At 61.6% G+C, this 24,903-nt stretch carries 21 protein-coding genes and 2 pseudogenes; 15 read left to right on the top strand and 8 right to left on the bottom strand.

The window, feature by feature from the left end:
• Nucleotide 1 precedes the first annotated feature (1 nt).
• The 5 genes from folP to QP909_RS04695 are packed head-to-tail and all read left to right on the top strand — an operon-like array spanning nt 2 to nt 2,887.
• The gene (folP, locus tag QP909_RS04715; RefSeq protein WP_284766387.1) at nt 2-814 is read left to right on the top strand and encodes a dihydropteroate synthase; all 813 of its coding nucleotides are present in this window, start codon (nt 2-4) and stop codon (nt 812-814) included.
• Nucleotides 811-1,533: a glucosyl-3-phosphoglycerate synthase gene (locus tag QP909_RS04710; RefSeq protein WP_284766340.1), complete on the top strand. Its 723-nt coding sequence runs from the start codon at nt 811-813 to the stop codon at nt 1,531-1,533. The genes folP and QP909_RS04710 overlap by 4 nt, the downstream gene beginning before the upstream one ends.
• Before the next feature lie 3 nt (nt 1,534-1,536).
• Nucleotides 1,537-1,830 (top strand): DivIVA domain-containing protein, encoded by a 294-nt coding sequence (locus QP909_RS04705; RefSeq protein WP_005327512.1) that lies wholly within the window; start codon nt 1,537-1,539, stop codon nt 1,828-1,830.
• Between the two features lie 13 nt (nt 1,831-1,843).
• Entirely contained in the window at nt 1,844-2,011 is a 168-nt protein-coding gene (locus tag QP909_RS04700) for a DUF3117 domain-containing protein (protein WP_005323535.1), read from the top strand.
• Between the two features lie 9 nt (nt 2,012-2,020).
• Entirely contained in the window at nt 2,021-2,887 is an 867-nt protein-coding gene (locus tag QP909_RS04695) for a methyltransferase domain-containing protein (protein WP_239277892.1), read from the top strand.
• A 240-nt stretch (nt 2,888-3,127) separates the two neighbouring features.
• Here QP909_RS04695 and QP909_RS04690 read toward each other — a convergent pair whose 3' ends face one another.
• Both QP909_RS04690 and glgA read right to left on the bottom strand, forming a co-directional pair.
• A complete protein-coding gene (locus QP909_RS04690) occupies nt 3,128-4,570 on the bottom strand; it encodes a GH32 C-terminal domain-containing protein (protein ID WP_284766339.1) in 1,443 nt (480 codons plus the stop codon).
• Between the two features lie 12 nt (nt 4,571-4,582).
• Entirely contained in the window at nt 4,583-5,737 is a 1,155-nt protein-coding gene (glgA, locus tag QP909_RS04685) for a glycogen synthase (protein WP_284766338.1), read from the bottom strand.
• Between the two features lie 109 nt (nt 5,738-5,846).
• Here glgA and glgC point away from each other — a divergent pair, with 109 nt between their 5' ends.
• On the top strand, nt 5,847-7,064 hold the full coding sequence (gene glgC / locus QP909_RS04680; RefSeq protein WP_239277895.1) for a glucose-1-phosphate adenylyltransferase: 1,218 nt from the start codon (nt 5,847-5,849) through the stop codon (nt 7,062-7,064).
• Here the strand turns inward: glgC and QP909_RS04675 are convergent.
• A complete protein-coding gene (locus QP909_RS04675) occupies nt 7,061-7,708 on the bottom strand; it encodes an O-methyltransferase (protein ID WP_284766337.1) in 648 nt (215 codons plus the stop codon). The two genes, glgC and QP909_RS04675, sit on opposite strands and share 4 nt — an antisense overlap.
• Nucleotides 7,709-7,859: 151 nt before the next feature.
• Here QP909_RS04675 and sigE point away from each other — a divergent pair, with 151 nt between their 5' ends.
• The 3 genes from sigE (at nt 7,860) to QP909_RS04660 (ending at nt 9,608) form a co-directional block, all read left to right on the top strand.
• Nucleotides 7,860-8,489 (top strand): RNA polymerase sigma factor SigE, encoded by a 630-nt coding sequence (sigE, locus tag QP909_RS04670; RefSeq protein ID WP_284766336.1) that lies wholly within the window; start codon nt 7,860-7,862, stop codon nt 8,487-8,489.
• A 100-nt stretch (nt 8,490-8,589) separates the two neighbouring features.
• Nucleotides 8,590-9,039, top strand: a complete 450-nt coding sequence (locus QP909_RS04665; RefSeq protein WP_284766335.1) for an anti-sigma factor family protein — start codon at nt 8,590-8,592, stop codon at nt 9,037-9,039.
• A gap of 23 nt (nt 9,040-9,062) precedes the next feature.
• Nucleotides 9,063-9,608, top strand: a complete 546-nt coding sequence (locus QP909_RS04660; protein ID WP_284766334.1) for a twin-arginine translocase TatA/TatE family subunit — start codon at nt 9,063-9,065, stop codon at nt 9,606-9,608.
• Between the two features lie 4 nt (nt 9,609-9,612).
• Here QP909_RS04660 and QP909_RS04655 read toward each other — a convergent pair whose 3' ends face one another.
• A complete protein-coding gene (locus QP909_RS04655) occupies nt 9,613-10,743 on the bottom strand; it encodes an Mrp/NBP35 family ATP-binding protein (RefSeq protein WP_284766333.1) in 1,131 nt (376 codons plus the stop codon).
• Nucleotides 10,744-10,848: 105 nt separating this feature from the next.
• Here QP909_RS04655 and QP909_RS04650 point away from each other — a divergent pair, with 105 nt between their 5' ends.
• A complete protein-coding gene (locus QP909_RS04650; protein WP_284766332.1) occupies nt 10,849-11,589 on the top strand; it encodes a hypothetical protein in 741 nt (246 codons plus the stop codon).
• A gap of 445 nt (nt 11,590-12,034) precedes the next feature.
• Here the strand turns inward: QP909_RS04650 and QP909_RS04645 are convergent, their stop codons facing one another.
• Both QP909_RS04645 and QP909_RS04640 read right to left on the bottom strand, forming a co-directional pair.
• A complete protein-coding gene (locus tag QP909_RS04645) occupies nt 12,035-15,757 on the bottom strand; it encodes a multifunctional oxoglutarate decarboxylase/oxoglutarate dehydrogenase thiamine pyrophosphate-binding subunit/dihydrolipoyllysine-residue succinyltransferase subunit (RefSeq protein ID WP_502868562.1) in 3,723 nt (1,240 codons plus the stop codon).
• A 177-nt stretch (nt 15,758-15,934) separates the two neighbouring features.
• Complete coding sequence (locus tag QP909_RS04640; RefSeq protein WP_284766330.1) at nt 15,935-16,669, bottom strand: hypothetical protein; 735 nt, start codon at nt 16,667-16,669, stop codon at nt 15,935-15,937.
• A gap of 116 nt (nt 16,670-16,785) precedes the next feature.
• Between QP909_RS04640 and QP909_RS04635 the strand changes: the two genes are divergently transcribed.
• From QP909_RS04635 to QP909_RS04625, 3 genes are all read left to right on the top strand, one after another.
• Nucleotides 16,786-18,489, top strand: coding sequence for a carboxylesterase/lipase family protein (locus tag QP909_RS04635; protein ID WP_284766329.1), 1,704 nt, complete (start codon nt 16,786-16,788; stop codon nt 18,487-18,489).
• An 81-nt stretch (nt 18,490-18,570) separates the two neighbouring features.
• On the top strand, nt 18,571-19,419 hold the full coding sequence (locus tag QP909_RS04630; RefSeq protein ID WP_284766328.1) for a DNA primase: 849 nt from the start codon (nt 18,571-18,573) through the stop codon (nt 19,417-19,419).
• Between the two features lie 174 nt (nt 19,420-19,593).
• Nucleotides 19,594-20,436, top strand: a complete 843-nt coding sequence (locus QP909_RS04625; protein ID WP_284766327.1) for a hypothetical protein — start codon at nt 19,594-19,596, stop codon at nt 20,434-20,436.
• On the opposite strand, the gene QP909_RS04620 is transcribed toward QP909_RS04625, so the two are convergent.
• Nucleotides 20,433-20,951: a hypothetical protein gene (locus QP909_RS04620; protein ID WP_284766326.1), complete on the bottom strand. Its 519-nt coding sequence runs from the start codon at nt 20,949-20,951 to the stop codon at nt 20,433-20,435. The two genes, QP909_RS04625 and QP909_RS04620, sit on opposite strands and share 4 nt — an antisense overlap.
• Nucleotides 20,952-21,063: 112 nt before the next feature.
• Here QP909_RS04620 and QP909_RS04615 point away from each other — a divergent pair, with 112 nt between their 5' ends.
• Nucleotides 21,064-22,305 (top strand): MFS transporter, encoded by a 1,242-nt coding sequence (locus tag QP909_RS04615; protein WP_284766325.1) that lies wholly within the window; start codon nt 21,064-21,066, stop codon nt 22,303-22,305.
• A 14-nt stretch (nt 22,306-22,319) separates the two neighbouring features.
• On the opposite strand, the pseudogene QP909_RS04610 reads toward QP909_RS04615, so the two are convergent.
• Nucleotides 22,320-22,609: pseudogene (locus tag QP909_RS04610) on the bottom strand (divalent metal cation transporter); the annotation flags it as partial.
• Nucleotides 22,610-22,802: 193 nt separating this feature from the next.
• Between QP909_RS04610 and QP909_RS04605 the strand changes: the two are divergent.
• Nucleotides 22,803-24,637, top strand: a pseudogene (locus QP909_RS04605) (FAD-binding and (Fe-S)-binding domain-containing protein); the annotation flags it as partial.
• Between the last annotated feature and the right edge of the window lie 266 nt (nt 24,638-24,903).

Raw genomic sequence — 24,903 nt, 5'->3', positions numbered from 1 at the left:
GATGGCGATTGTCAATCGCACCCCGGATTCCTTCTATGACAAGGGCGCTACCTTTGACCTTGACCCGGCGCTGCGCCGTTGTGATGAGGTGATCGCTGCCGGTGCGTCGATCGTCGATATCGGCGGCGTCAAAGCTGGCCCCGGCAAGGCCGTGGACGCGGCGGAGGAAATCGACCGCGTGGTGCCGACCATCGAGAAGGTGCATGAGCGCCACCCGGATGTGCTCATCTCCGTCGATACCTGGCGCAGCGAGGTGGCTGAGGCCGCCATCGCAGCCGGCGCCGGCCTGGTCAATGACACCTGGGCCGGTTGGGACCCCGAGCTCATCGAGGTCGCCGGCCACCACCGCGTGGGATACGTGTGTTCGCACACCGGCGGCATCACCCCGCGCACCCGGCCGCATCGCGTCCACTTCGACGACGTGGTGGCCGATGTCATCGCGGAAACCACCCAACTGGCCGAGCGCGCCGCCTCCCTCGGCTGCCCGGAGGAACTGACCTTCATCGACCCGACGCATGACTTTGGCAAGAATACCTTCCACGGGCTCGAGCTCCTGCGGCGCATCGACGAGGTAGTCGCTACCGGGTGGCCGGTGCTCATGGCGCTATCTAATAAGGACTTCGTGGGCGAGACCCTTGACCGCGGGGTAGGCGAGCGCGTGGCCGGCACCCTGGCCGCCACCGCGTGGTCCGCCGCCCGCGGAGTGGCTGCCTTCCGCGTCCACGAGGTGGCCGAGACCGCCGATGTCATCCGCATGACCGCCGCCATCCAAGGCGAGGTCGCCCCGCTAGCAACCACGCGAGGCCTTGCATGAGCGTCTCCGTAATCATTCCAGCGCTCAACGAGGAGGGCACCGTCGCGGACGTCGTGCGCGCCTGCCTTGCCGATGAACCGCTCGAGGTACTCGTCATCGACGCCGACTCGACCGACGCCACCGCCTCCCGCGCTGCCGCCGCCGGAGCGGACGTGCACAATTGGCGCGATGTTCTTCCAGAGGAACCGCGCCCCGGTAAGGGTGAATCCCTTTGGCGCGGGGTTGCCGCAGCGAAGGGAGACATCGTCGTCTTTGTCGACGCCGACCTTGAATCCGCCGCACCCGGCATGGTCTCGGCCTTGGCCGCGCCCTTCGCCGACCCAGCGGTGGAGATGGTCAAAGCCCGCCACCGGCGCAGCCTCAACGGCCAGCCCACCGGCGGTGGCCGCGTGACCGAACTGACCGCCAAGCCTCTCATCAAGCAGTTCTTTCCCGAGCTCGCCCACATCGATCAACCCCTCGGAGGCGAATACGCCCTGCGCCGCGCCACCGCCCTAGAACTGCCCTTCGTGGAGGGCTATGGGGTGGAAGCGGGGCTAATGGTGGACGTCGGCAAGCGGGGCACAATCGCACAGGTAGACCTGGGCACGCGGGTACACCGCAACCGGCCGCTGCACGAGCTGGCGCCGATGGCCGAGGTAGTCACCCGCACGCTGCTCGCCCGCGCCGGAGTCATCGCGCCCGTTGCTCAACGCCCGCCGCTAAAAGGTAAGGTTTAAGCCATGCTGTCTTGGATTATGCTCCTCCTAGTCCTTATCGCCCTGACCGTCATCGGCACCTGGGTATGGGGCTCCATTTTTGGCCGCGGCGAGGTCATGCACCCGCTCGACGAGCCGCAGAAGGTGCGCGAAAATAACCGCGCCGCCCTCCGTGAAGGCCGCCTTGACCAGGTGAAATTCGAGGTAGTTCCCCGTGGATACCGCCAGGACCAGGTAGACGATCTCCTCGCGCAATTGGAGGAACAACTATCTTCCGCGCAGAAAAGGTCTAAGCTGGAAGGAAAAGAAGTTAACTAAAAGGAGACTCACTATGGCAGCAATGAAGCCGCGCACCACGGGCGGAGAAATGGAAGCAGTAGAGGAGTCCCGCAAAATTGTCATGCGCATCCCCTCGGATGGCGGCGGTCGCATCGTCATCGAGCTGAGCAAGGACGAGGCCGCCGAGCTCGGTTCCCTGTTGACCGAGGTTTCTAGCTAGTCTAGGTACATGCTTTCTCATATCGTCGACATTCTGGCCGATCCCAACGATGGCACCGCGCTTTCTGGTGCCGATGATTTCTCTCGCCTCGTTTCGGAATCCGGCCACTCTTTTGATGTGGCCAAGCAGGGCTACGTCACCCTGGCAGCCGGCGCCGGACTCAAGCACAAGGGCGATGACATGGATATGGTCAACGCCCGCGAGACCTATTTGGCCATGGGCCACTTCGCGCCCTTCGTCGAGGCGGTAACCGGGGCCGTCCAGGACGCACTGGATTCCGCCTCCCTGGCCGAGTCCACTCCCGCCTCCCTCCTCGAGGTGGGCGCCGGCACCGGCTACTACCTGGCGCATACTCTGGACTCCATCGCGGAGGCCCGCGGCGTCGGCCTCGACATTTCCCCGCACGCCGCGAAGCACTTGGCTAAGTGCCACTCGCGCGTCGGCGCCGTCGTGGCCGATGTGTGGGAGCGCCTGCCCATCCGGGATGAGTCCGTCAACGCAATCTCCGTCGTCTTTGCCCCGCGCAATCCAGCCGAGTTCCAACGCGTGCTCGCCCCGGGTGGCCAGGTCATCGTCTTGACCCCGGGCGCCGGACACCTGGATGAGCTGCGCGAGCCGCTCGGCATCCTTGGCGTGGAAGAAGGCAAGGTGGAGCGCATGTATGAGCAGGCCGAGGGCTTCCTCGAGCAGGCGGCCGACCCGGTGGATATCTCGTTCCCCATCGAGCTTGATAAGGCCTCCGTCGCCGCTCAGGTGGGCATGAGCCCGTCCGCGCGCCACATCAGCGCCGGCGAACTCGCCGAGCGCATGGCCGCACTGCCCCCGACGCTCACGGTCACCGCCCGCGCCCGCTTGGATCGCCTCCGCGCCGTCTAAGGCCCCGGCCTGCGACAGCCACCTCCACCGCCCTTCGCGCTCACCGGCAGCGCGTGGGGTGGTTCTTTCGTCTCCCCAGTGGGCGCGAGGGGAGACGCGGCCCAGCGGAGTGAGGCCGAAAACGCGCAACCCCGCCCTTGCCGCTCACCGAGGGAAGCGGAACTGCGGTGGGCGGCTGCGCTGGTGAGCGCGAAGGACGGGGAGGGACGGGCCGGGTGAGGCGGCGCTGAGAGCTGGGGGTTAGAGCTTGGAACCGGAGCGCTGCCAGTCCTGCTCGATGACGGCCTCGCCGGAGGTCTCGACCCGCAGGCCGGAGCAGCCGCCTTCGAAGTAGACGCGGGAGGCCATCGCGATGAGGCCACCGTCGACGAATACCTCAACGGTGGAGCCGTCTTGGATGATGGTGAGGGTATCGGAGTCGCCTTCGGCAAGCGTGGCGGTGGCGGGTTCGGAATCAGCGAAACAGTGGTCGAAGGCCTTGTTCATGGAGCGATCGAGGCTGATGTCATCGCCGGAGTGGCAGATGGTGGCGGCGGGGTCACCGGCGCCGTCGAGAAGCGTGACCGTTACGCAGGAACCGGAAGGGACCTCCATGACGCCGGTCCAGGAACGGGCGTAATCGGACAGCTTGACGGCATCGGGCAGGCCGCGGGCGGGTGCTTGGTAGAGGACGCCGCCCTCGAGGGTGACCCGGCGAGGCAGGGACAGGGCATTGGCCCAGCCTTCGGCCTCCCGGGAGGCGTGCGCGGTGGCGTCGTCGCCGCGGCCGTTGCCGTTGAGGAGGCCGACGATGACGGCGCGCTCGTAGCGCTGCTCTGGGGTGAGAGTGCCGGTGGTGGTGTTGGTACTGCGCGGACGGGAGAAATCATGGCCGAAGTCCACCCGGCGGAAGCCGGAGACCACGGTAAAAGTGGTGCCCTCCAGCCGGCCGACGAGGTAGCCGGAGACGTCGCGGCCGCCGCGCTCTAGGGTGACGAAGAGGACGTCGTAGATATTGCCGTCTACCTCATCGCGCAGGCGGACCAAGCGCGGGGAGACGACCGGCGGGATGGGCGAGGTGGCGGGGACTTCGCCCTCGAGGAAGCCAGGGTCGCCGTCGAACTTGAGGCCGCCGCGCAGGTGCCAAGACACGCCATCGGCGGACTCGAGGATGACGGGAACCGGGGCGTCGGAGTGGCCGGTGAGCGCTAGCATGAGCCAGCCGTCGTGGCCGTCATCGCGGTCCTCGGAGGCCCAATCAGGCACCACGCAGGGCGAGCGGAAGTGATCAAAGTTGCGGGTATTGCCTACGACCTCGCCAAAACGAACGACATTGGGGTCGAGCGCTTGCGGGTCGTCGGAGACCTCGCAGATCTCGTCCACGTCAGCGTAGCGGGCGAGGTGAACGGCGATTCCGGCGGCGGTCACGGAGGTGAAGTAGAGATGGATATCGTCCGGGCCTTGGGCTACGGAACCTGCGCGCAGGGAGAGCTCGCCGCCGACGGGGGCGAGGGCATCGTCGCAGTCCAACCAATCAAAGGGAGACTCTTCGGAGTAGGTGTGTCCCCAGCGGGCAGGGGAGTCTGCGGTGGGGCGGTACTGGTAGAACAGGTGCCAGGTATCGCCGTCGCGCAGGATACCAGCGGGGGCGTCGAGGACGCCGTCTTCGGGGACAAAATGCAGTTCGGGGCGGTGAGTTGTCACGGCTATCCTTCCTTAAATCAGGCTGCGGTAGATATCGACGGTCTGGGCGGCAATGGTAGCCCAAGAGAAATCGCGAATGGCGCGCTCGCGGCCGGCGCGGCCGAAATCGGCGGCGCGCTCTTTATCGGCGGCGACGTCATTGACGGCGGCGGCGAGGTCGGCTTCGAAGGCGGCGGTAGCGGCGGCGTCGTAAGGCACCAGCACACCGGTCTCGCCATCGACTACAACCTCCGGAATGCCGCCTACGTTGGAGGCGACAACGGCCGTGCCGCAGGCCATGGCCTCCAGGTTGACGATTCCGAGCGGCTCGTAGATGGACGGGCAGACAAACACATCCGCGCCGGAGTAAATCTGTTGGACCTCGTTGCGCGGGAGCATGTCCTTGACCCAGAAAATGCCATCGCGCTGGGCGCGCAGCTCATCCACCAGCGCCTCGGTCTCCGCCGCGATTTCGGGCGTATCGGGCGCGCCGGCACACAGCACCAGCTGGATATCCGGGTCGAATTTCTGCGCCGCCTGCAACAGGTGCTTCACGCCTTTTTGCCGGGTAATGCGGCCAACGAAGGCAACGATGGGGCGTTGCTTATCGACGCCCAGCTTGTCCAACACATCCCCCTCACGCGGCTGCCACAGCTCGGTGTCGATGCCGTTGAGGACAACGTGGACCTTGGAGGCGTCGATCCGTGGGTAAGCATCTAGGATGGAGTCCTTCATACCGGCGGAGACGGCGATGACGGCGTCGGCATATTCCATGGCGTTCTTCTCGGACCACGAGGAAACGTCATAGCCGCCGCCGAGCTGCTCGCGCTTCCACGGGCGGTGCGGCTCCAGCGAGTGGGCGGTGACCACATGCGGAATATCGTAGAGCTGGGCGGAGAGGTGGCCGGCAAGACCCGTGTACCACGTGTGGGAATGGGCGATGTCGATATCGGAGGCGGCATCGGCCATGCGAAGCCCAGTGGACAAGGTCTTAAGCGCGCCATTAGCACCCTCAAGTGCGGGGTCCACGCCGTGGACAAATACGTCTTCTTCTTCGCGCGGGGAGCCCATGCAGTGCACGGAGACATCGATGATATCGTGCATAAAACGGGTGAGTTCAGCTACGTGAACTCCGGCCCCGCCGTAGATGTCCGGCGGGTATTCTTTGGAAAAGATTCCGGCTCTCATGCCCACCCAGAATACGTATCTCTGGTGCCGCGTGCAGAAATACGGGATGGGGGTAGAAATGTGCATATATCTGCTGCGAAATGTGGGATTTGCGGTTAGGTTTGGAAACGTGAGAAGCCTGCCAAATGTCCTAGCCATCGTCCTCGCCGGCGGCGAGGGAAAGCGTCTTTTTCCCCTGACCGAAGACCGCGCTAAACCCGCCGTGCCTTTTGGCGGATCCTACCGCCTCATTGACTTTGTCCTGTCCAATCTGGTCAACGCCGGTTTCCTCAAGATTGCGGTGCTGACCCAGTACAAATCCCACTCCCTGGACCGCCACATTTCCCAGGCGTGGAACTTAGCAGGGCCGACGCCGCAGTACATTGCCTCGGTGCCTGCCCAGCAGCGCCGCGGCAAGCGGTGGTACAACGGCTCTGCGGATGCCATTGTGCAGTCACTTAACCTCATCTATGACGAGAATCCGGACTACGTCATCGTATTTGGCGCAGACCACGTCTACCGCATGGATCCGGCGCAGATGGTAGAAGAGCACATTGCCACGGGGCTGGATTGTTCGGTGGCCGGCATTCGCGTGCCGCGCTCGGAGGCAACGGCGTTCGGATGCATCCAGGCCGATGGCATGGGAACCATCACGGAGTTCGTGGAAAAGCCTGCGGACCCACCGGCTACGCCGGATGATCCGAATATGAGCTATGCCTCGATGGGCAACTATGTCTTTACGGCGCAGGCGCTTATTGACGCCCTCTTGGAGGACGAAAAGAACGAGGACTCGGCCCACGATATGGGCGGCGATATTATCCCGTACTTTGTGGAGCGTGGGCAGGCGCATGTTTATGACTTCATGGCCAATGAGGTGCCGGGGTCTACCGAGCGCGATCACGGCTACTGGCGCGACGTGGGAACCATCGATTCCTTCTATGAAGCCCACATGGACATGATTTCGGTGCATCCGATCTTTAACCTCTATAACCGGAATTGGCCGATTCACTCCACGGATGACTCCAATTTTCCTCCGGCGAAGTTCGTGCAAAATGGCATCGCGCAGTCTTCGATGGTGGCGCCGGGCTGCATCGTCTCTGGCGGCACTGTGCGCAATTCCGTGCTGGCGTCTGATGTCCACGTGGCCGATGGCGCCACGGTCGAAGGATCGGTCATCTTGCCGGGCGTGCGCATCGGCCGTGGTGCGGTGGTGCGCCGCGCGATCCTCGATAAGAATGTCGTCGTCAGCGATGGCGCAATTATCGGCGTGGACCGCGAGCGCGATGAGGAGCGCTTCAAGGTTTCTGACGGCGGCGTGGTTGTCGTCGGCAAAAACCAGAAGGTCTAGAGCTTCGTTACGAGGGTGAGCCCGGACCCCAGCGGCAAGCGGGTGACGTTCGCTCCCTCGAGCTCGCGCAGGTACTCGTCTGCTTCGCGGGCGGCGGCGGTGTCGCGGTCGGTCCGGGAGACGTCGGCAAGCGTGCCATCGAGCAAAGAATTAGCCAAGACCAGGGTGCCGCCTTGGTGCAGCAGTGGCCACGCTGCCTTGATGATGGCGGGGAGCTCGAGCGCGGCGACGTCGGCGTAGATGACCTGGTAGGCATCATTAGCCAAGCGGCCCATGACCTCGAGTGGGCGAGACGGCAGGAAGCGGCCGCGTGAAGGTGGATAGCCCGCCTCGCGGAAGGCGGTCTTGGCGCTGCGCTGGTGCTCAGCCTCGGGGTCGATGCAGGTCAAGATGCCATTATTGGGCATGCCGGCAAGCAGGTAGAGGCCTACTACATTAGCGGCTGGGGTGATCGCCACGGACTGGGGGCGTTCGGTAGAGCCGGACGAGGCGGCCGTCAGCGTGGTGAGTAGCTGGCCCGTTGATTCATCTGGAACGGGCAGACCGTACTCATCGGCGTGGTCGCGCGCGCCACGCAGGGCTGCGGAGGGCTCGCTGGTGGTCTCGATATAAGAACGCAGTGCTTCATATGCGGTAGTAGTCACGTAATAAACCTTAGGGAAAAGTGTCCGTCGATGTGGCAAAAACGCGCCTAGCCAGCGAGGTTGTGGTAGGTGGGGATAATGTGACGGACTCACAGGAAATTATCAGCACTGTGGCTGGAATTTCACTTTGAAGTATAGAAAGATGACATGCATGACAACAACGAAGCGCGATGCCGAATCCCTTCAGCCCGCCACCCCTGAGGCGGAGTTGACCGGTACCGCGGCGTTCGATGCCGGCGAAGCCGACATGCCCGCCTGGGGGGAACTGGTGGCCGAGCATGCCGATGGCGTCTACCGCTTGGCGTATCGCCTCTCCGGCAACCAGCACGATGCAGAAGATCTCACCCAGGAAACCTTTATGCGCGTCTTCCGCTCCCTGGATAAGTATCAGGCCGGTACGTTTGAAGGCTGGTTGCACCGTATTACCACCAACCTCTTCTTGGACATGGTTCGCCATCGCTCCAAGATCCGCATGGAGGCCCTGCCGGAGGATTATGAGCGCGTGCCCGGCACGGATATGACCCCGGAGCAGGCCTATACTGTGGCCAACTTGGACCCAGCGCTGCAGTCCGCGCTCGATGGCCTGGCTCCCGATTTCCGCGTGGCCGTGGTGCTGTGTGATGTGGTTGGCATGAGCTATGACGAGATTGCAGAGACTCTCGGCGTCAAGATGGGTACGGTGCGCTCCCGCATCCACCGCGGCCGTTCGCAGCTGCGTGCGGCGCTCGAAAAAGAAGCGCAAACCAATGCGGAAACCCGCATGCTACTGCGCACGCGTTAAACCATCGCGCGCTAGACTTTAAAGAAACTGCATAGTCCCCGCTGCTGGCGGGGACTTTCCGTGTCACTGAAGGCCAAGCAACTAGTGGAGGAGGGTGTCGATGGACTCGCTGCGAGGACGCTGGACCGTGTCCACGCTGAGCGTGCGCGGCGGATTCGATGCCGCCCAGGTCAAGGCCCGCGATAAAGCGAAAGCCAAGGCGCGGCGCAGCGATACCATCGGGCACCTTGGCCCTGAGGCTGTCGTTGCCTTCGTAGACGGGGAGATGGAACCGAAATTCATGCACCGCGTGCGCATCCACCTGGTGCACTGCGCCGAGTGTCGCGCGGATGTGCACCAGCAGCGCCATGCCTCAGAGTGGGTTCGCCACTGCGCGGATTCCGCTAAGGTCAAGGCGCCGCAATCCCTGCTGGCAAAACTCGCGGGCATTGCCGCCGAAGAGGTTGCGCCCGGGCCGGATGCTGCAACGCCTGTGTACCGGCCGCAGCAGGATTTCTTGGACAAGGTGGAGATGGTGGTTCGCGCAATCAAGCACAATCAGCGCGGCTAAGAGTGAGGGACTAGTATTTAACCGTGTTTTCTTCCATTGGTTGGCCCGAGATTTTCGTCATCGTGGTTTTGGGCATCATCGTCATTGGCCCGGAGCGCATGCCCGAGGTGATTAAGGATGTGCGCGCGGCCATCTACGCGGCGCGCAAGGCCATCAATAACGCCAAGGCGGAGCTCAACGGCGAGATGGGCTCGATTACCTCGGAATTCGATGATATCCGCGGCCCGCTCACCCAAGCCGTCCAGTGGACGCGCCTTGGCCCGAAGGGCGCAATTACCAAGGCGCTTTTTGACGGCGACGATTCCGCCTGGGACGATTTTAACCCCAAGAAGATGGCAGAAAACGTCAAGACCGCTACCGCGCCACAGGAGCCGGAGGAACGGCCGCAATCCCAACCGCAGCAGCGCCCGAGCTTCGACTACTCCCAGATCTATGCCGAGCAGCCGCAGCCAGAGCCCCAGCAACGCCCTCAAGATTCCCAGTCGACGGAGCAGCCCGCGCCCGAGAAAAAGCCGCCACGTAGTGGGGAAGAATCCACCGGCGACGGCTTGTGGGGCGATGTAACCTAGGGCGCTAGTTCACGCCCAAGTTGAGGTTTTTGCCCACCAAGGAATCGGAGCGGATGGCCAGCTTATCGGCCACCGCCTGAATCTGTTGGGCGGCGGGGGACTCGGGGGAATCGAGAACAATCGGCGTGCCGGCATCGCCACCGCTGCGCAAAGTGGGATCCAGCGGCACGGAGGCCAGCAGCGGCACCTCATGGCCCAAGATGACGCCTAGGCGATCGGCCACAATCTGTCCGCCGCCGGTGCCAAAGACATCCATGGTGGAGCCATCCGGCATCACCATGGCTCCCATGTTTTCAATTACGCCGGCTACGCGCTGGCGGGTCTGCTGGGAAATGGATCCGGCGCGCTCTGCCACCTCTGCCGCAGCGGCCTGCGGGGTGGTGACAATGAGTAGTTCTGCATTGGGAATGAGCTGGGCTACGGAGAGGGCGACGTCGCCAGTGCCCGGTGGCAGATCCAAGAGCAGTACGTCGAGGTCGCCCCAGAAAACGTCAGCCAGGAACTGCTGTAGCGCGCGGTGGAGCATAGGCCCGCGCCAGACCACCGGGGCATTGCCCTCCACAAACTGTCCGATGGAAATGTGCTTGATGCCGTGGGAAATCGGCGGCAGCAGCATCTCATCATCGAGCACCGTTGGCCCGTCGGTGCATCCCAAGAGGTTAGGCACGGAGTGGCCGTAAATATCGGCGTCCACAATGCCAACTTTGAGACCCTTCTGGACCAGCGCTGCGGCAAGGTTTACGGTCATGGAGGACTTGCCCACGCCGCCCTTACCGGAGGCCACCGCGAAAACGCGAGTGGTGGAATTAGGCTTTGCAAACGGGATTTCCGGCTCGGCTTGGCCGCCGCGGAGCTTCTTCTTGAGCTCGCGACGCTGCTCATCGCTCATGGCTTCCATCGTCACCGTGACGTTTCCAACGCCCTCGATATCCTCTACCGCAGCGCGGGTGTTGGACTCGATGGTGGACTTCATGGGGCAGCCAGCGATGGTGAGGTAAATTTCCACGGCCACGTCATTACCGGTGACGGTAACGGACTTCACCATGTTGAGTTCGGTGATGGGGCGGCCGATTTCGGGGTCTTCGACGCGAGAGAGTGCCTCGCGTACGGCGGATTCAGTAATAACGCTAGACATAACCCTTGCCATCTTAGTCACGCCGCAACAGGAGGTAAACACACCCTCGGTGTAGAATCAGCTAGACGCTCACGCGCCGCTAACTATAAGGAGAAGAGTATCGCTATGCGCAGCTTTACCCGCCCCGCCCGCGCCGTTGCCGGTGTGGTGTTGACAGCAACGCTGCTTTCCGGCTGCTCTTCCCAGTTCGATACCAACCCCTTTGCCGAGAGTCCCCAGAGCGAGCCCATTGGCATTTTGGTGGATACCAATGAGACCGACCAGCTTGTCCTTGCGGAAATCTTCCGCCAGGAGCTGATGGGGCAGGGCCGCGAGGCGTCCATTGTGAAGGAAGACATCTTCCAAGAGACCAAGGGTGGGCGTTCCATGAACCCGGGCGGCAATTTCTATGTGGGCTGCACCGGCGCGTTCCTTAATATCCTCAATCCCGGTGAGGCGCGGGCGATTTCTAAGGATTACAAAAAGGCACAGAAAGCCTCCGAGCCCGGCGGCGAGGACTACCTGGCCCGCACCCACATTGCGCTCATGTCGAGCTTGCCCACGGATACCTCCACGGTCGAGCCTTCCGGTGCCAGCGGCTGCGAGGACGCCGAGCCCGAATTGCCAGAGAATTTTGTGGTGCTCTTTCAAGACGATCTTTTCGACCGTGAAGAGCGCCAGGCTGTGGCCTCGCTGACTAAGTTCATTACCCAAAAAGATCTCTCTGACATGGCCGAAGAGGTAGAAGCCGACGACACCAGCGCGGAGAAGGTCGTGCGCTCCTGGATGAATTCCTCCGGCGTCGACATCGCCCATGAAGAGGGCGACTCCGATTCTTCCGGCGGGTCGAATCTCACTGGTTCTTAATATTTGACTGTTGGCAGGTTTGTGTGAGTTTCCCGGGCTTGTTGGCAACTTGGAGCTCCTGATGGTTAGCAACCGGCAGACCAACACCTCCACAGGAGTTGACCCTCAAGGACACGTGTGACTCGATATGGAACCATTATGGGTTTGTGAATACCGACCTTTCCCGGGTTTGAGCGAAAAGCATTCGCGACACGATTGGACATATCGAGTAAGCGCGCTAATTCTTAACCCGCTCCCTTTGCGCTCATGGGAAAGCGACCGTCAAGTCAATAGGGTTCCGCTGGTGAGCGCGAAGGAATGGGAGATGAGAACGGACATGAGAGAGCAAGAACGCCGAGGGAGTGCTCTCGCAGAAACCAGCGCAGAAGCACTATAAGTGCTGGCGCCGCCGTGAATAAACCCCAGTGAGGAGGTCCTCACTGGGGTTTAAACGGGGCAGAGGCGACTAGATGTCGAAGGCCTCTTCCAGCAGGTTCTTCTGCTCAATCTGGTGCACCTTGGCGTTACCGGTGGCAGTCGAGGACTGTGCGCGGCGGGAAACGCGAACCAGCTCCGGCATATCCGGAATCAGGGTGCGCAGGTGCTCGTTGTAGAACGGCCATGGGCCCTGGTTGGCCGGCTCGTCCTGAACGAAGCGGACCTGGGTGGCATTCGGGTAAGCCTCGAATGCCTCGCGCAGGCGGTTGAACGGAATCGGGTGGAGCATCTCCACGCGGACGATGGCGATGTCATCGCGGCCGTCGGCCTCGCGCTTCTTCTCCAGATCCCAGTACAGCTTGCCGGAGACCAGCATGATGGTCTTGACCTTGTCGGTATCGCCGACCTTCTTGCCGTTGATATCAACGAAGTTCGGGTCATTGATAACGGACTGGAAGCGCTTGACCTCGGTGAAGTCTTCCACAGCAGAGGTGGCCGCCTTGTTGCGCAGCATGGACTTCGGGGTGAAGACGACCAGCGGGCGCTTCATCTCACCGAGGGCCTGACGGCGCAGCAGGTGGAAGTGGTTAGCCGGGGTGGAAGGCTGAGCCACGGTCATGGAACCCTCAGCGCACAGTTGCAGGTAGCGCTCGATGCGGGCGGATGAGTGGTCCGGGCCCTGGCCCTCGTAGCCGTGTGGCAGGAGGAGTACCAGGCTGGACAGCTGGCCCCACTTGGCCTCACCGGAGGAGATGTACTCGTCGATAATGGTCTGGGCGCCGTTCGCGAAGTCACCGAACTGTGCTTCCCAGGCCACAAGGGCGTCTGGGTTGCCTACTGTGTAGCCGTACTCGAAGCCCATGCCGGCGAACTCGGTCAGAGCGGAGTTATAAACCATGAACTTGCCACCGTTGCCCTTGGAGGTGGCGATGGCGTGCATCGGGTTGTACTCGTTGCCGTTGCGCGGGTCGAAGGTGACGGCGTGGCGCTGGGTGAAGGTACCGCGACGGGAATCCTCACCAGCCAGGCGGACAACCTTGCCCTCACCGGCCAGGGAACCGAAGGCGATGAGCTCGCCCCAGCCCCAGTCGATGCCGCCCTCACGGGAGGACTTCTCGCGCTCCTTGGCTACCTTGCCCACGCGCTTGTGGTACTCGAAGTCCTCTGGTGGGTTGCCATAAGCGGCACCCAGCTCGGCGAGTTCCTCGGCGGTGATGGAGGTATCCAGGCCGCGGGTGAGCTCCTGGGAGGAGGTGATGCCGGTCTGCTCCTTCGGGCGAGCCTTGCCGGCTTCCTTGTGCTCGGTAAAGACGGATTCCATCTGGTCGTGGAAGTCGCGTGCGGCTGCCTCGGCGTCCTCAGCGGAAAGGTCACCACGGCCGATGAGGTCGTTGGTGTAGTGCTCGCGCACTGCCTTGTGCTCGTCGATGACGGAGTAGAGCTCCGGCTGAGTCATGGACGGGTCATCGGCCTCGTTGTGACCGCGCAGGCGGTAGACCATGAGGTCAATGAAGACGTCCTTGCCAAACTGGCGGCGGTACTCGGCTGCCATCTGACCAACCCAGACAACTGCCTCTGGGTCATCGCCGTTGACGTGGAAGACCGGGCAGTCGAAGCCCTTGGCCAGGTCGGTGGCGTAGTGGGTAGAGCGGCCGGAGTCCGGGGTGGTGGTGAAGCCCACCTGGTTGTTGACCACGATGTGGACGGTGCCGCCGTTGGTGTAGCCGCGCAGCTGGGACAGGTTGATGGTCTCCTGAACAATGCCCAGGCCGGTGAAGGAAGCGTCGCCATGCAGCATGACCGGAACAACGGTGTGGCCCTCTGGGCCCTTGTCCAAGATGTCCTGCTTAGCGCGGGCGATGCCCTCCATGACCGGATCGACGGCCTCGAGGTGGGATGGGTTGGCGGCAAGGGTGACCTTGATTTCGCCATCGCCAAACATCTGCAGGTGGTGGCCCTCGGAGCCCAGGTGGTACTTCACGTCACCGGAGCCGCCGAGCTGGCCACCCTTGTAGTTGCCGTCGAACTCGCCGAAGATATCGGCCAGTGGCTTGCCCACGATATTGAACAGGACGTTCAGGCGACCGCGGTGCGGCATGCCGATGACGACCTCGTCCAGATCCTGGCCGGCGGCGGTATCGATGATGGAATCTAGCAGCGGAATGAGGGTCTCGGCGCCCTCGAGGGAGAAGCGCTTCTGGCCCACGTACTTAGTCTGCAGGAAGTTCTCGAATGCTTCTGCGGCATTGACCTTCTGCAGGATGTACTTCTGTTCCGCGTTGGTCGGCTTCGGCATGCCCGCCTCTAGGCGATCCTGCAGCCAGCCGCGCTCATCGCGGTCCAGGATGTGGGTGTATTCGGAGCCGACCTTCAGGGTGTAGGCGGCGCGCAGGCGAGACAGTACTTCGCGCAGGGTCATCTGCTCCTTGCCGCCAAAGCCACCGACGTTGAAGGTGCGGTCCAGATCCCAGATGGTCAGGCCGTGGGTCGCGATGTCGAGGTCGCGGTGGTCCGGGTTAGGCAGGCCCGGTTGTACCCAGCCCAGCGGGTTGGTATCGGCCAGCAGGTGGCCGCGGGAGCGGTAGGACTCGATGAGCTGCATGACGCGGGTGTTCTTGTCCACGCCGGAGTTCGGCACGTCCTGTGCCCAACGGAACGGTTCATAAGGCACGCCCATGGAGGAGAAGAGGTCGTCCCAAAAGGCGCCGTCGACAAGCAGCTGGCCAATGGTGCGCAAGAACTCGCCAGACTCTGCACCCTGGATGACGCGGTGGTCATAGGTGGAGGTCAGGGTAACCAGGCGGCCGACACCCAGGTCCGCCAAGCGGTCCGCGGAAGCGCCGGCGAACTCGGCCGGGTAATCCATGGAGCCCACGCCGATGATGGAGCCGGCGCCCTTAGTCAGGCGGGCGATGGAGTGGCGGGTGCCGATGCCGCCTGGGTTGGTGAGATTAATGGTCACACCAGAGAAGTCATCCATGGTGAGCTTGTTCTTACGAGAACGGGTAACGATGTCCTCGTAGGCCTCAACGAACTCGGAGAAAGACTTGGTCTCGCACTCCTTAATGGCGGCGACGACCAACGCGCGGGAGCCATCCTTCTGCGGCAGGTCAATTGCCAGGCCCAGGTTAATGTGCTCCGGCTGGATGACAAAAGGCTTGCCATCCTTTTCCTCGTAGCGCACGTTCATGTCTGGGTGCAGCTGTACGGCCTTAACCATGGCGTAGCCGATGATGTGGGTAAAGGAGATCTTGCCACCGCGGGTGCGCTTGAGGTGGTCATTGATCATGGAGCGGTTTTCCCACATGAGCTTGACCGGCATATCGCGCACGGTGGTAGCGGTAGGAATCTCCAGGGATTCTTCCATGTTCTTCGCAATGGCCTTGAACATGCCCTTGAGCTGGCGCTCCTCGCCGCCCTTATAGTCCGCAATGCGGTCGAGCGGGGACTCGGGCTTCTTTACGGATTGCTTTGCCTTGGCGGTCTTTTCCTGCGCCTTGGCCACGGACTTTTCTACGTTAGTCTCGCGGGCCTCCTGCTTGCGGGCGGTAGTGGTACCCTCAGTCTTCTTTGCGGCAGGCTTAGACGGCTTCTTCGCGGCCTCCTTGGCTGGGGCCTTAGACTTAGGCGCGCCGTTTGCCTCGAAGTAGTCGCGCCACTCCTTATCTACGGAGCTAGGGTCCTTGGAGTACTGCTGGAACTGCTCGTCTATCAGCCACGCATTGGGGCCGAAGATATTCGATGTGCTCACGGCAGGTATTCGCCTCATTTCTCTGCTTTAAAATGGTCGTTTATTCGACTTTAGTGCGGCCTTTGGACAAGCGCATAGGCCGCTCGCCAAAGAGTCTGCCTACATGATACGGGTCATACCCCTAAACTCACTATGTTAGGGGTATCAATAGCCCCACTTAGTGGTTCCCGGCTACCCCTAGGCTTGGGTGAGGGGAGAAAGCTGCTCGCTGGCATGCTCGATGACCTGCTTGGCCAACTTGCGGTTGGCGGTGGTGCCCAGCACGGCGCCGATGCCCATGGGCATGAGCTTGCTGATCCACGCCCACTTCAGGCGCTTGGTGATTTGCTTGGTAAAAAGCTTGGTCAGGCGGCCGTTGATGCCAGACAGCGTCGGGCCGGAGAAGCGGGAGAGGCTAGCGGCCGAGCGCATGCCCGCCACGCTATTGAGATCGCCCACAAAGGTATCCACCAAAGCGGAGCCCTTCGAACCGGTCAGCACCAAAAGTACAAGGGCGCGGCGGCGCTCGGGGGACTTGATGTCATCGCCACGCAGGTAGGCCGAAGCCAAGATGTACCACGCGGCCGCCTCCAAGAAGACCACGGATTCGCCGGCGATGGTAGCTGTGCCGGTTACCAAACCGACACCAGGGATGGCAGCGGAAGCACCGGCGGCCGCACCGGTGCCGGAGGTGATATTGAGGAAGTGCTTGTCAATGAGCTCCTGCAGCTGCTGCGGGCTCGCGTCCTTATTGCGCTTCTTTAGGTTCTCGACGTACTTGATGATGACGCCGGACTGCACGGCCACTGCGCGGTCCAGGGAATTGAGCAGGGCAGAGGTAAAGCGGTTGGTATCTTCCGGATCGATGTCATAGGTATCGATGGTGTCGACCTCGGCGGAGTTGTCCTTTTTGTCTTTAGTAAAGAAACCCATGTGTCCTTCTCTTTTGCTAAAAATTATCTGCGCCCAGCATAGTAAAGGCTCTATTTATGCGCCGCCGCGCCGCATTGAGATCGCCGAGGGCGTGCAAGCAACCTAAGCTAGTGAGTATGGTTACGCCGCACGAGAACAACCGCGATTCCGGGGGTTTCCCTCTGGAAGAGTCTTCCGCGGCGGCGCGCCTGAAAGCGGAGCAGGCCCGCGAACGCGCCCGCCGCGCGCACGAAGAGGCCCAAAACGCTCTGGCCGATGAGCTCACCGTCCGCACTACCTCCGGTTGGGTGCGCGGCGTTATAGAGGAGGACCTGCGCACCGATCGCCCCATTAGCGCCGGTCCGGTGCTCACTTGGCGCGGCATCCCCTTCGGCGATACCACCGCCGGGGACAACCGCTTCCGCGCCCCGCAGCCCGCGCCGGCTTGGGATGGCGTGCGTGATTGCAGCCAGTTCGGCCCACCGGCCCCGCAGCCCACGTATTCCTGGACCGACCGTATTATCGGCTCCGAGAACTGCCTGCACCTCGACATCGTGCGCCCGCGCACCGAAGAGAAGCTTCCCGTGGTGGTCTACCTGCACGGAGGCAGCTTCATTATGGGCTCGTCCCACATGCTCATGCTCCGCGGTTTTGAGCTGGCCACCCGCATGGACGTGGTCTACGTATCCATTAACTTCCGCCTCAACTCCCTGGGCTATTTGGATCTGCGCAGCCTGGGCGGGGACTGCTGTGCTAACCCGGCGGTGGCCGATCAGATCCTGGCGCTGCAGTGGGTGCGCGACAATATTGCGGCCTTTGGCGGCGACCCAGATTCTGTCACCCTCATGGGCGAGTCGGCCGGTGGCGCGGCGGTTCTCACCCTCATGACGAGCCCGGCCGCGGAGGGCCTCTTCCACCGCGCCATCGCCCAGTCCCCGCCGATTGCCATGATCCATTCCCGCGCCCAGTCCACCTTGTGGGCACGCGAGCTGGTCCACCGCATGGCCTTGCCCCGGCGCACCTCGGTGGAGGACCTGCGCCAGGAAAACTTTGCCGATCTGGTGCGCTCGGGCCAATCCATGATGTGGCGGGCCGGCGAGCTCATTCACCTCAATTCCTGCTACGCGCCCACGGTGGATGATGAGCTCATTCCAGAACACCCCATCGCCGCCTTTGAAAATGGGCATCAGCACCAGGTTCCGCTGCTCATTGGCACGAACTCGGACGAGGCTAGTTTTGGCAAATTCCTCTTTCAGCGCCAAAGCTCCCGCGAGCGCGCTGCCTTGCGCCTTCTGGCTTCTTTCGATCCCCAGCACGCCCCCGAGGTCGTCGCCGCCTATGACGGGGCGGTGGCCCGGGAGGACTTTGCGCACCTGCTTGCCGACGCCCTCTTTTGGGCACCCTCCACCCGCATCGCCACCGCCCATGCGCAGGTGGCACCCACGTGGATGTATCGCTTCGACTTCGCCTCTGCCGTGCTCAAGTGGCTGGGCCTAGGAGCCATGCATTCGATGGAGCTGGGCAATGTCTTCGGTGACCCTTACTCCTCGCGCGCGTCCTTCCTTACCAATTGGGGCTCGCGTGCGGAGATGGAAGAACTTACCGCCACCATGCAGCAACACTGGTCTGCCTTCATCCATGGCGGCCGCCCGGAGATGAGCTGGCCACGCTACGGGTCCACTCATCGCGCCACCATGATCTTCGATGCCGAGGCCTATATTGAGCACGCGCCGCACGAGCTCAAGCGGCAAGCCTGGGAGGGATACCACATGTTGGAATGGGGAAGTGGGCGCCCGGAGCTGGTGAGATCTTTGGGCTTCCAACCATCCGGGTGGGAATAACGGTAGACTCCACAGTGACCGCGGGCGGCGGCTTGCCTACCGTGGGAACCTCTGCTTCCGAAGGATGGATTTTAAACCACCATGAGCTTTTTCGAAGATATTGCTTCTGCATTGGATGCCGAGGGCATCGAGTCCCGCGTCAACGATGACGTCATGTTCGTTCCAATCACCTCTGATCTGGAAATCCAATTTATTGAAATCGATCCGCTTCTTCCCGCCGCGAACGTCTACATTGCCGCGGCGGATGTTGATGAAGACGATGAGGAATTTGAGGCAGTTCTCGTCTCCGTCGCCTTCTCTGTAGATGACGCCGTGGAGGCGGTGTCCCGCCACATCGCTACCGACCAGGTGGTCACCGTCCTGCGGGACCTGCTGGAGGGCACCGATGAGCGCATCGCGGAACTAGAATTTGCCCAAGATGAGCTCAACCCGCACCTCGTCGTGGCTGAAGTGGCCAATGACTCGGAGTTGCGCGTGCTCGTGGAAACCATCGATGGCGTTCCGTCCGCCATCGTGCGCTTCCTTGCCTTCGACTTCGACGAAGACGATCTCGATGACATGGAGGATGAGGCAGTCGCCCTCGCCTGGGAAGTGGACGAAGAGGATGAGGACCTGGACGAGGCTGACCGCCTCGCCCTCTTCGATAACGCCGAGTTTGATGACGTTCCCATCGTGGAGGTTCCCGCCGAGGCCCTCGAGCTTGGCACCTACACCGACTTCGATCGTCTCTTTGATGTCCTAGGCCTCGTCTCCGAGCAGGCCCTGGACTGGGAAGCACAGCTCGTTTCCTTCGATGACGAAGACTACGAAGAGCCCGATGTCTACGATATCTTCGGCGAAGACGACGATGACGAAGACGAGGACTATTTCGACGGCGACGATGCCGACCTGGACGACGAATCCGCCGCCCCCGCAGCCGACGAGAAGTAATCCCGGCCTTCCGAAAGTCCAGCCCCGCCGCCTCCCGCGGCCAGGCTGGGCCTTTTCCGTTTTAGAGGCCCTTTTGTGTTGCTACTTTCGCGCGCCGCCAATTAGGCTTTAGGGCAATCCTAGCGTGCAGCTGGGAATCCGCCCTGAACCAAGCCGTGTGAGGAGGAGAAGACCATGGCAATGACCCGCGATACCACGTGGCGCTACGTCCTTGTTGTAGTAGCCGTGGCACTCTCTCTCGCCGCGTGGTTTTGTACCGTCCTTGGGGTGTACGCCACGGTAAATGTGACTTTCGAGTCCTACCTGACCGCCAGCGTCTGGGTCCTCCTCCTAGTGGCTGCGGTGCTGCTATATACCTCACAGCATGGGTTGGTGCCTAACTGCATCCTCTTGTATCCCATCTTCGGCGCCTCCATCAACCTGCTGTTGGGCTCGTTGACGGTGCGCTCGCAGGTGCCGATGTTCTTTGACACCGTCGGCACCGCCATCGTCGCCATCATCGCCGGTCCCGTGCTCGGCATGGCCACGGGGCTTACCACCACCGTATTGGGTGGAGTGTACTTTTCCTATGATCTCGCCTTTGCGCCCGTGGGTATCTTTATCGGTGCCGCAGTAGGCCTGCTGGCTCGCCGCGGGGTATTCAACAAGCTGTCGTGGATTATTTTCTCCGGCTTCGGAATGGGCATAGGCTCCGGCGTGATGAGCGTGTACGTGCTCATCTTTTCCTTCAGTGGACGACCGCGCAAGGGGCCACATAACCTCACTAAGTTTTATGAGATGATCTTCCAAGACGAGCGCCTGGCCATCATCTTGCAGGGACTTACCACGGACATTTTGGATAAGGTTTTTACCGTCCTCATCGCCTGCTTGGTCCTGCGCTTTATGCCAAAGGCAATCGCTCGGCACTACACGGTGACCTTCAACCACGAGGTGATGAGGAAGGTGCTGCACGCGCCTGACCCGCATGCAGAGCCAGACGCATCTGCGCAGTCAACAAAACAGCGAGCGACCGTCTAGGCGGCTTGGCTGAAGCCGGCGAAGAGTGACTCGGGGGAGTGGACCGGCTGATAGGAGCTATCCACGAGCCACACATAAGTGGCATTCGGGCCGCGGGAGACCTCGTGGACTGCACCAACCATCTCTGCCGGCACGAGCGTGCGCACCCAGCCCTCGGCCACGGCCGGATCTACCGGCTGACCAAAGTTCTCGGTAATGCGGATGGTGATCAGATAGGCAGGAATGCGGTCTTGCCCAAAGCCGCGCACGCGGGCCTTCACGCGCGCACCCACGCGGTGGCGGGTAATGCTCATGCAATACTCTCCGCCCGGTCCACCGGCGGGCGTCGGCAGTTGCTTTATTGGTGGGCGCCAGGTGGGAGTAGGGCGCGCCAGGGAGCGTGGGTGGTGCATGATGGCGGTGATGGAATTGATGGTGTCAAATTCGTGGTAGAGCAAGTCTGCCGCAATCTCGGAAGCGGACTGGGGCAGGTTCATTGCGGTGGGCTGGGGAGACTTCTTTTGTACGTTGTGCATGGCCATCACACTAGACCCCAGCGCGGACACAGTCCCAGCAAAAGCGAACGCCTGTTCGAACATAAACCGCAAATGGCTTTCCCTGGCACCAAGGATTAGAGTTGCAGCCGATATGATGAATACACGCAGTGGGGAAGTAGAACACGGGGAAGCGCCCAAGATTCCGCGCGAAATCTGGGTCATGGTTACGGCCGCATTTATTATCGCTTTGGGCTACGGCCTCATCGCCCCGCTGCTTCCGCAGTTCGTGGTGAGTTTCGATGTCTCCATGGCTGCCGCGGGCCTTGTGGTCTCCATCTTCGCCGCCTCGCGCCTCATCTTTGCGCCCATGTCCGGATCGCTTGTGGATCGCGTCGGCTCGCGCCGCGTCTACCTCATCGGGCTCATGACCGTCGCGGTGACCACGGGCCTAGTCTCCATTGCGCAAAGCTACTGGCACATCGTGGCCCTGCGCGCCCTGGCCGGCATTGGCTCGACCATGTTCACCGTCTCGGCTATGGGCCTTATCGTGCGCATGTCCCCACCGACGATTCGCGGCAAGTGCTCTGCCACCTACGCCACTGCCTTCCTGCTCGGTAACGTCGCCGGCCCCGTTCTTGGTGCCAGCCTGTCCTTCCTGGGGTTCCGCTGGCCATTTTTCATCTACGGCGTGGGCGTGGCGCTGGCCGCGTTCGTCGTCTGGTGGCAAATGCCCCGCGTGAACCACAAACAAGCCAGCAAGGATAAGCTGCCACCCATGCGCCTGCAGGAGGCCTGGGTCGATACCGCCTACCGCGCGGTGCTGACCTCTAACTTTGCTCATAGCTGGATCAACATGGGCGTGCGCGTATCCGTCCTGCCGCTTTTTGCGGCCTCCATCTTCCACAATGGCGCGGCCGCCTCCGGCCTGGCACTCGCAGTCTTTGCTGCCGGCAACGCAATCGTCTTGCAATTTTCTGGCAAATGGTCCGATATCCACGGCCGCAAGCCACTTATTCTCATCGGCCTTTTTGGTTCGGCCATCTTCATGGTGCTCATGGGCATGGCTACCAGCGTGTGGTTCCTCCTGCTCGTCTCCGCCTTCGCCGGCGCCTCTTCCGGGCTTATCAACCCCTCCCAGCAGGCCGCGGTGGGAGACATTGTGGGCAATGACCGCTCTGGCGGCAAGGTGCTATCTACCTTCCAAATGGCAGGAGACTTCGGCCAAATCTTGGGCCCCATGCTCATTGGCCTGCTTGCCGACGCCTCCGGCTTCCCCCTCGCCTTCGCCGTCTGCGGTGCCATCGCCTTCATCGGCATCATTGCCTGGGCATTCGGCCGCGACCCGCACGCCAGGGCAGGGAACAAGCCGAAGCGAGTTCCGCAGGGGAAGTAGGTACCAATTCTCGGCTAGAGAATTTCACCCAATTGGGAAACGCAAAGGTAAACGAAGGCAACGGAGATTACCGCCATCAAGGTGTTGACGATCCAGCCGTTTCTCCATTGCTTTGGGGTGTGTTTGGTATTCAGCAGGACCAAGAGGGTGAGGCCTAAGAACGGCATAAACAGAGCGCCCAGGACTCCGTAGGCGATGATAAGGCCGGTTGGCTTTCCAAGGAGCAAAAGCAGCATTGGTGGGAAGGTTAGCCAGATGAGGTAAGCGCGGTAATATTTTCCCCGGTACTTGTTCGGGGACCTCCCTACAGTGGACAGACGATTCCTCAGCTTCGTGCACATCTTCCGTGCAGTTCACGACCAACTCAAAGCTGCGGGCACAGTATCAAGCACCCATGATCTCGCTTCAACTTGAGATGTCCTACGCGCTCGTCCGTGGACTTCTCTGAGGCGAGAAATATCCGAGCTTTGGGACCGTCCTCGAGCTCGAAGGAATAAGAAATGCGGGAGCCGTGGCGCATCCGTCAGGCCGCGGCGGGAATCGTGACGCGCCTGACCGATGGCGGGGAGGCCTGGCCCAACTGGGAGGATTCGGCAGTTCCACCGGAAAACTTGGCGGACTACCTGCGGGATTTGTACGCATTGATGGCAAAACATGAGCTGCGCGGTATTCCATTTGGTCACTTCGGCGAGGGCTACGTGCACGTGCGCATCTCCTTCGACTTCGGCACGGAGGAGGGCATCGGGTAGTTCGAATCCTTCATGAATGAGGCAGCGGAGTTGGTCTCGGCCCATGGTGGTTCGCTCTTGGGCGAGCACGGCGATGGCCGCTCACGCTCGGCGTTACTGGACCGCATGTACTCGCAGGAGATGCGAGAGCTATTCGAAGAGTTCAAGGAGATTTTCGATCCGGAGATCTTCTTCAACCCGGGCGTTCTAGTAAAGCCGGAGGCAGTGACTGAGGGGCTGCGCATGGCGTCGGGGCAGCGGCGCTTTGGGCTCACGCCGGTGTACAAGTTGGGTAAGGACAAGGGCTCGCTGGTCAACGCCATCAATAGGTGCGTAGGTGTATCCGCGTGCCGCAGTGAGACGGGCTCGATGTGTCCGTCCTTCCAGATGACCGGCGATGAGATGCACTCGACACGTGGACGTGCGCGCATGTTCAGTGAGATGTTCCGCGGCGAGTCCATCCAGGGCGGCTTTGAGTCCAAAGAGGTTGAGGAAGCCCTCGACCTGTGCCTGTCCCGCAAGACGTGCGTTTCCGAATGCTCGGTGAACGTAGACATGGCGGCGTACAAGGCGGAGTTCCTACACAACAATTACAAAAGCAAGCTGTGCCCAGGCGCCCACTAGGTGATGGGCTGGCTGCCGCTGCTGGGCTATATCGCACACAAGATTCTGTTTCTGCCCGCGCTCATCGACAAGGCGATGTCCACCAAGGGCCTCGACGAGCTCATCGCGAAGGTGGGCGGCTTCGACCCGAACCGCCTGCTCATCCGCTTCACCCACGCGTCTCTGCGCAAGTGGCACAAGCAGCACGCCACCGCGAACAACAATGACAAGGCGACGGTACCGCCGCTGGCCGACAACGAGCAGACGGTCGTGCTGTGGCCGGATTCCTTCAACTCCTCACTGGGTACTTCACCAGCGATGGCCGCGGTGGAGGTTCTCGAAGCAATCGGCTATACGGTGGTCATACCGCAACAGTTCGTATGCTGCACCCTGACCTGGCACTCGACTGGGCAGCTCGACATGGTAAATCGCGTGCTGCGGCAAACGGCAAAGGTGATGAAGCCCTACCTGGACCGCGGGCTTCCTATGATTGGCGTGGAGCCCTCATGCACCGTGATGCTGCAACATGAAGCCGCTGAGCTTTGCGACGACCCTAGATACGGCGCAGTGATTAAGCACCGGGCGCGCAACACTCACTCGTTTAGCGAGCTTATTGCCAAGCGCCTTGAGCAATTCGTCGCCGCCTGCGTCATCGCGCCGGGCGATGTCTCCGCGCTGACATAGGTGCATTGCCATGAAAAGTCCTTAGGCGACCCGCAACATTCTGCTGCCGTGCTGCGGGCATTGGGGATCAACGAGGAACAGATCGCTACCAGCTGCTGCGGCCTGGCCGGAAACTGGGGCTTTGAGAAAGGCCGCGCTGAAGTGTCCATGGCGCTGGGGAGCGCGAACTGTTCCCGAAGGTGAGGAAGGCAGCCACGGAAGGCAAGGTTGTCATCGCTGATGGCTTTTCCTGCCGCACTCAGATTGAGCAGGGAACAGGAAGCGATGCCAAGCACATCGCGGAAATAGTCCGCGGAATCTTGGATGAGGCGACCTAATACAACTAAGAGATGGTGATCTCAAGCTAGCCCACCATCCAACGAAGATTATAAGTTTTTAATTAGAAACGAGGTGTTGCCGAGCCATAAGGTTCGTGCGGACGACGGCGCTTGAAACCGGTGCAGTGGACCCTGAGATGTTTCGGTGCGATACGTGAAGGACGGAACGCAATTTCACGAAAAGGCGTGTAAGCACGCTTAGATGAGTGATTCATTTTTCCTCGACGGTGAGAGAGATTTTCATTTAGGTGGCATATCTCAAACCA

Source organism: Corynebacterium sp. MSK195, assembly GCF_030228885.1.
Classification (GTDB): domain Bacteria; phylum Actinomycetota; class Actinomycetes; order Mycobacteriales; family Mycobacteriaceae; genus Corynebacterium.
The sequence above is the reverse complement of the archived record's forward strand: the minus strand, read 5'-3'. Positions and strand labels throughout refer to the sequence as shown.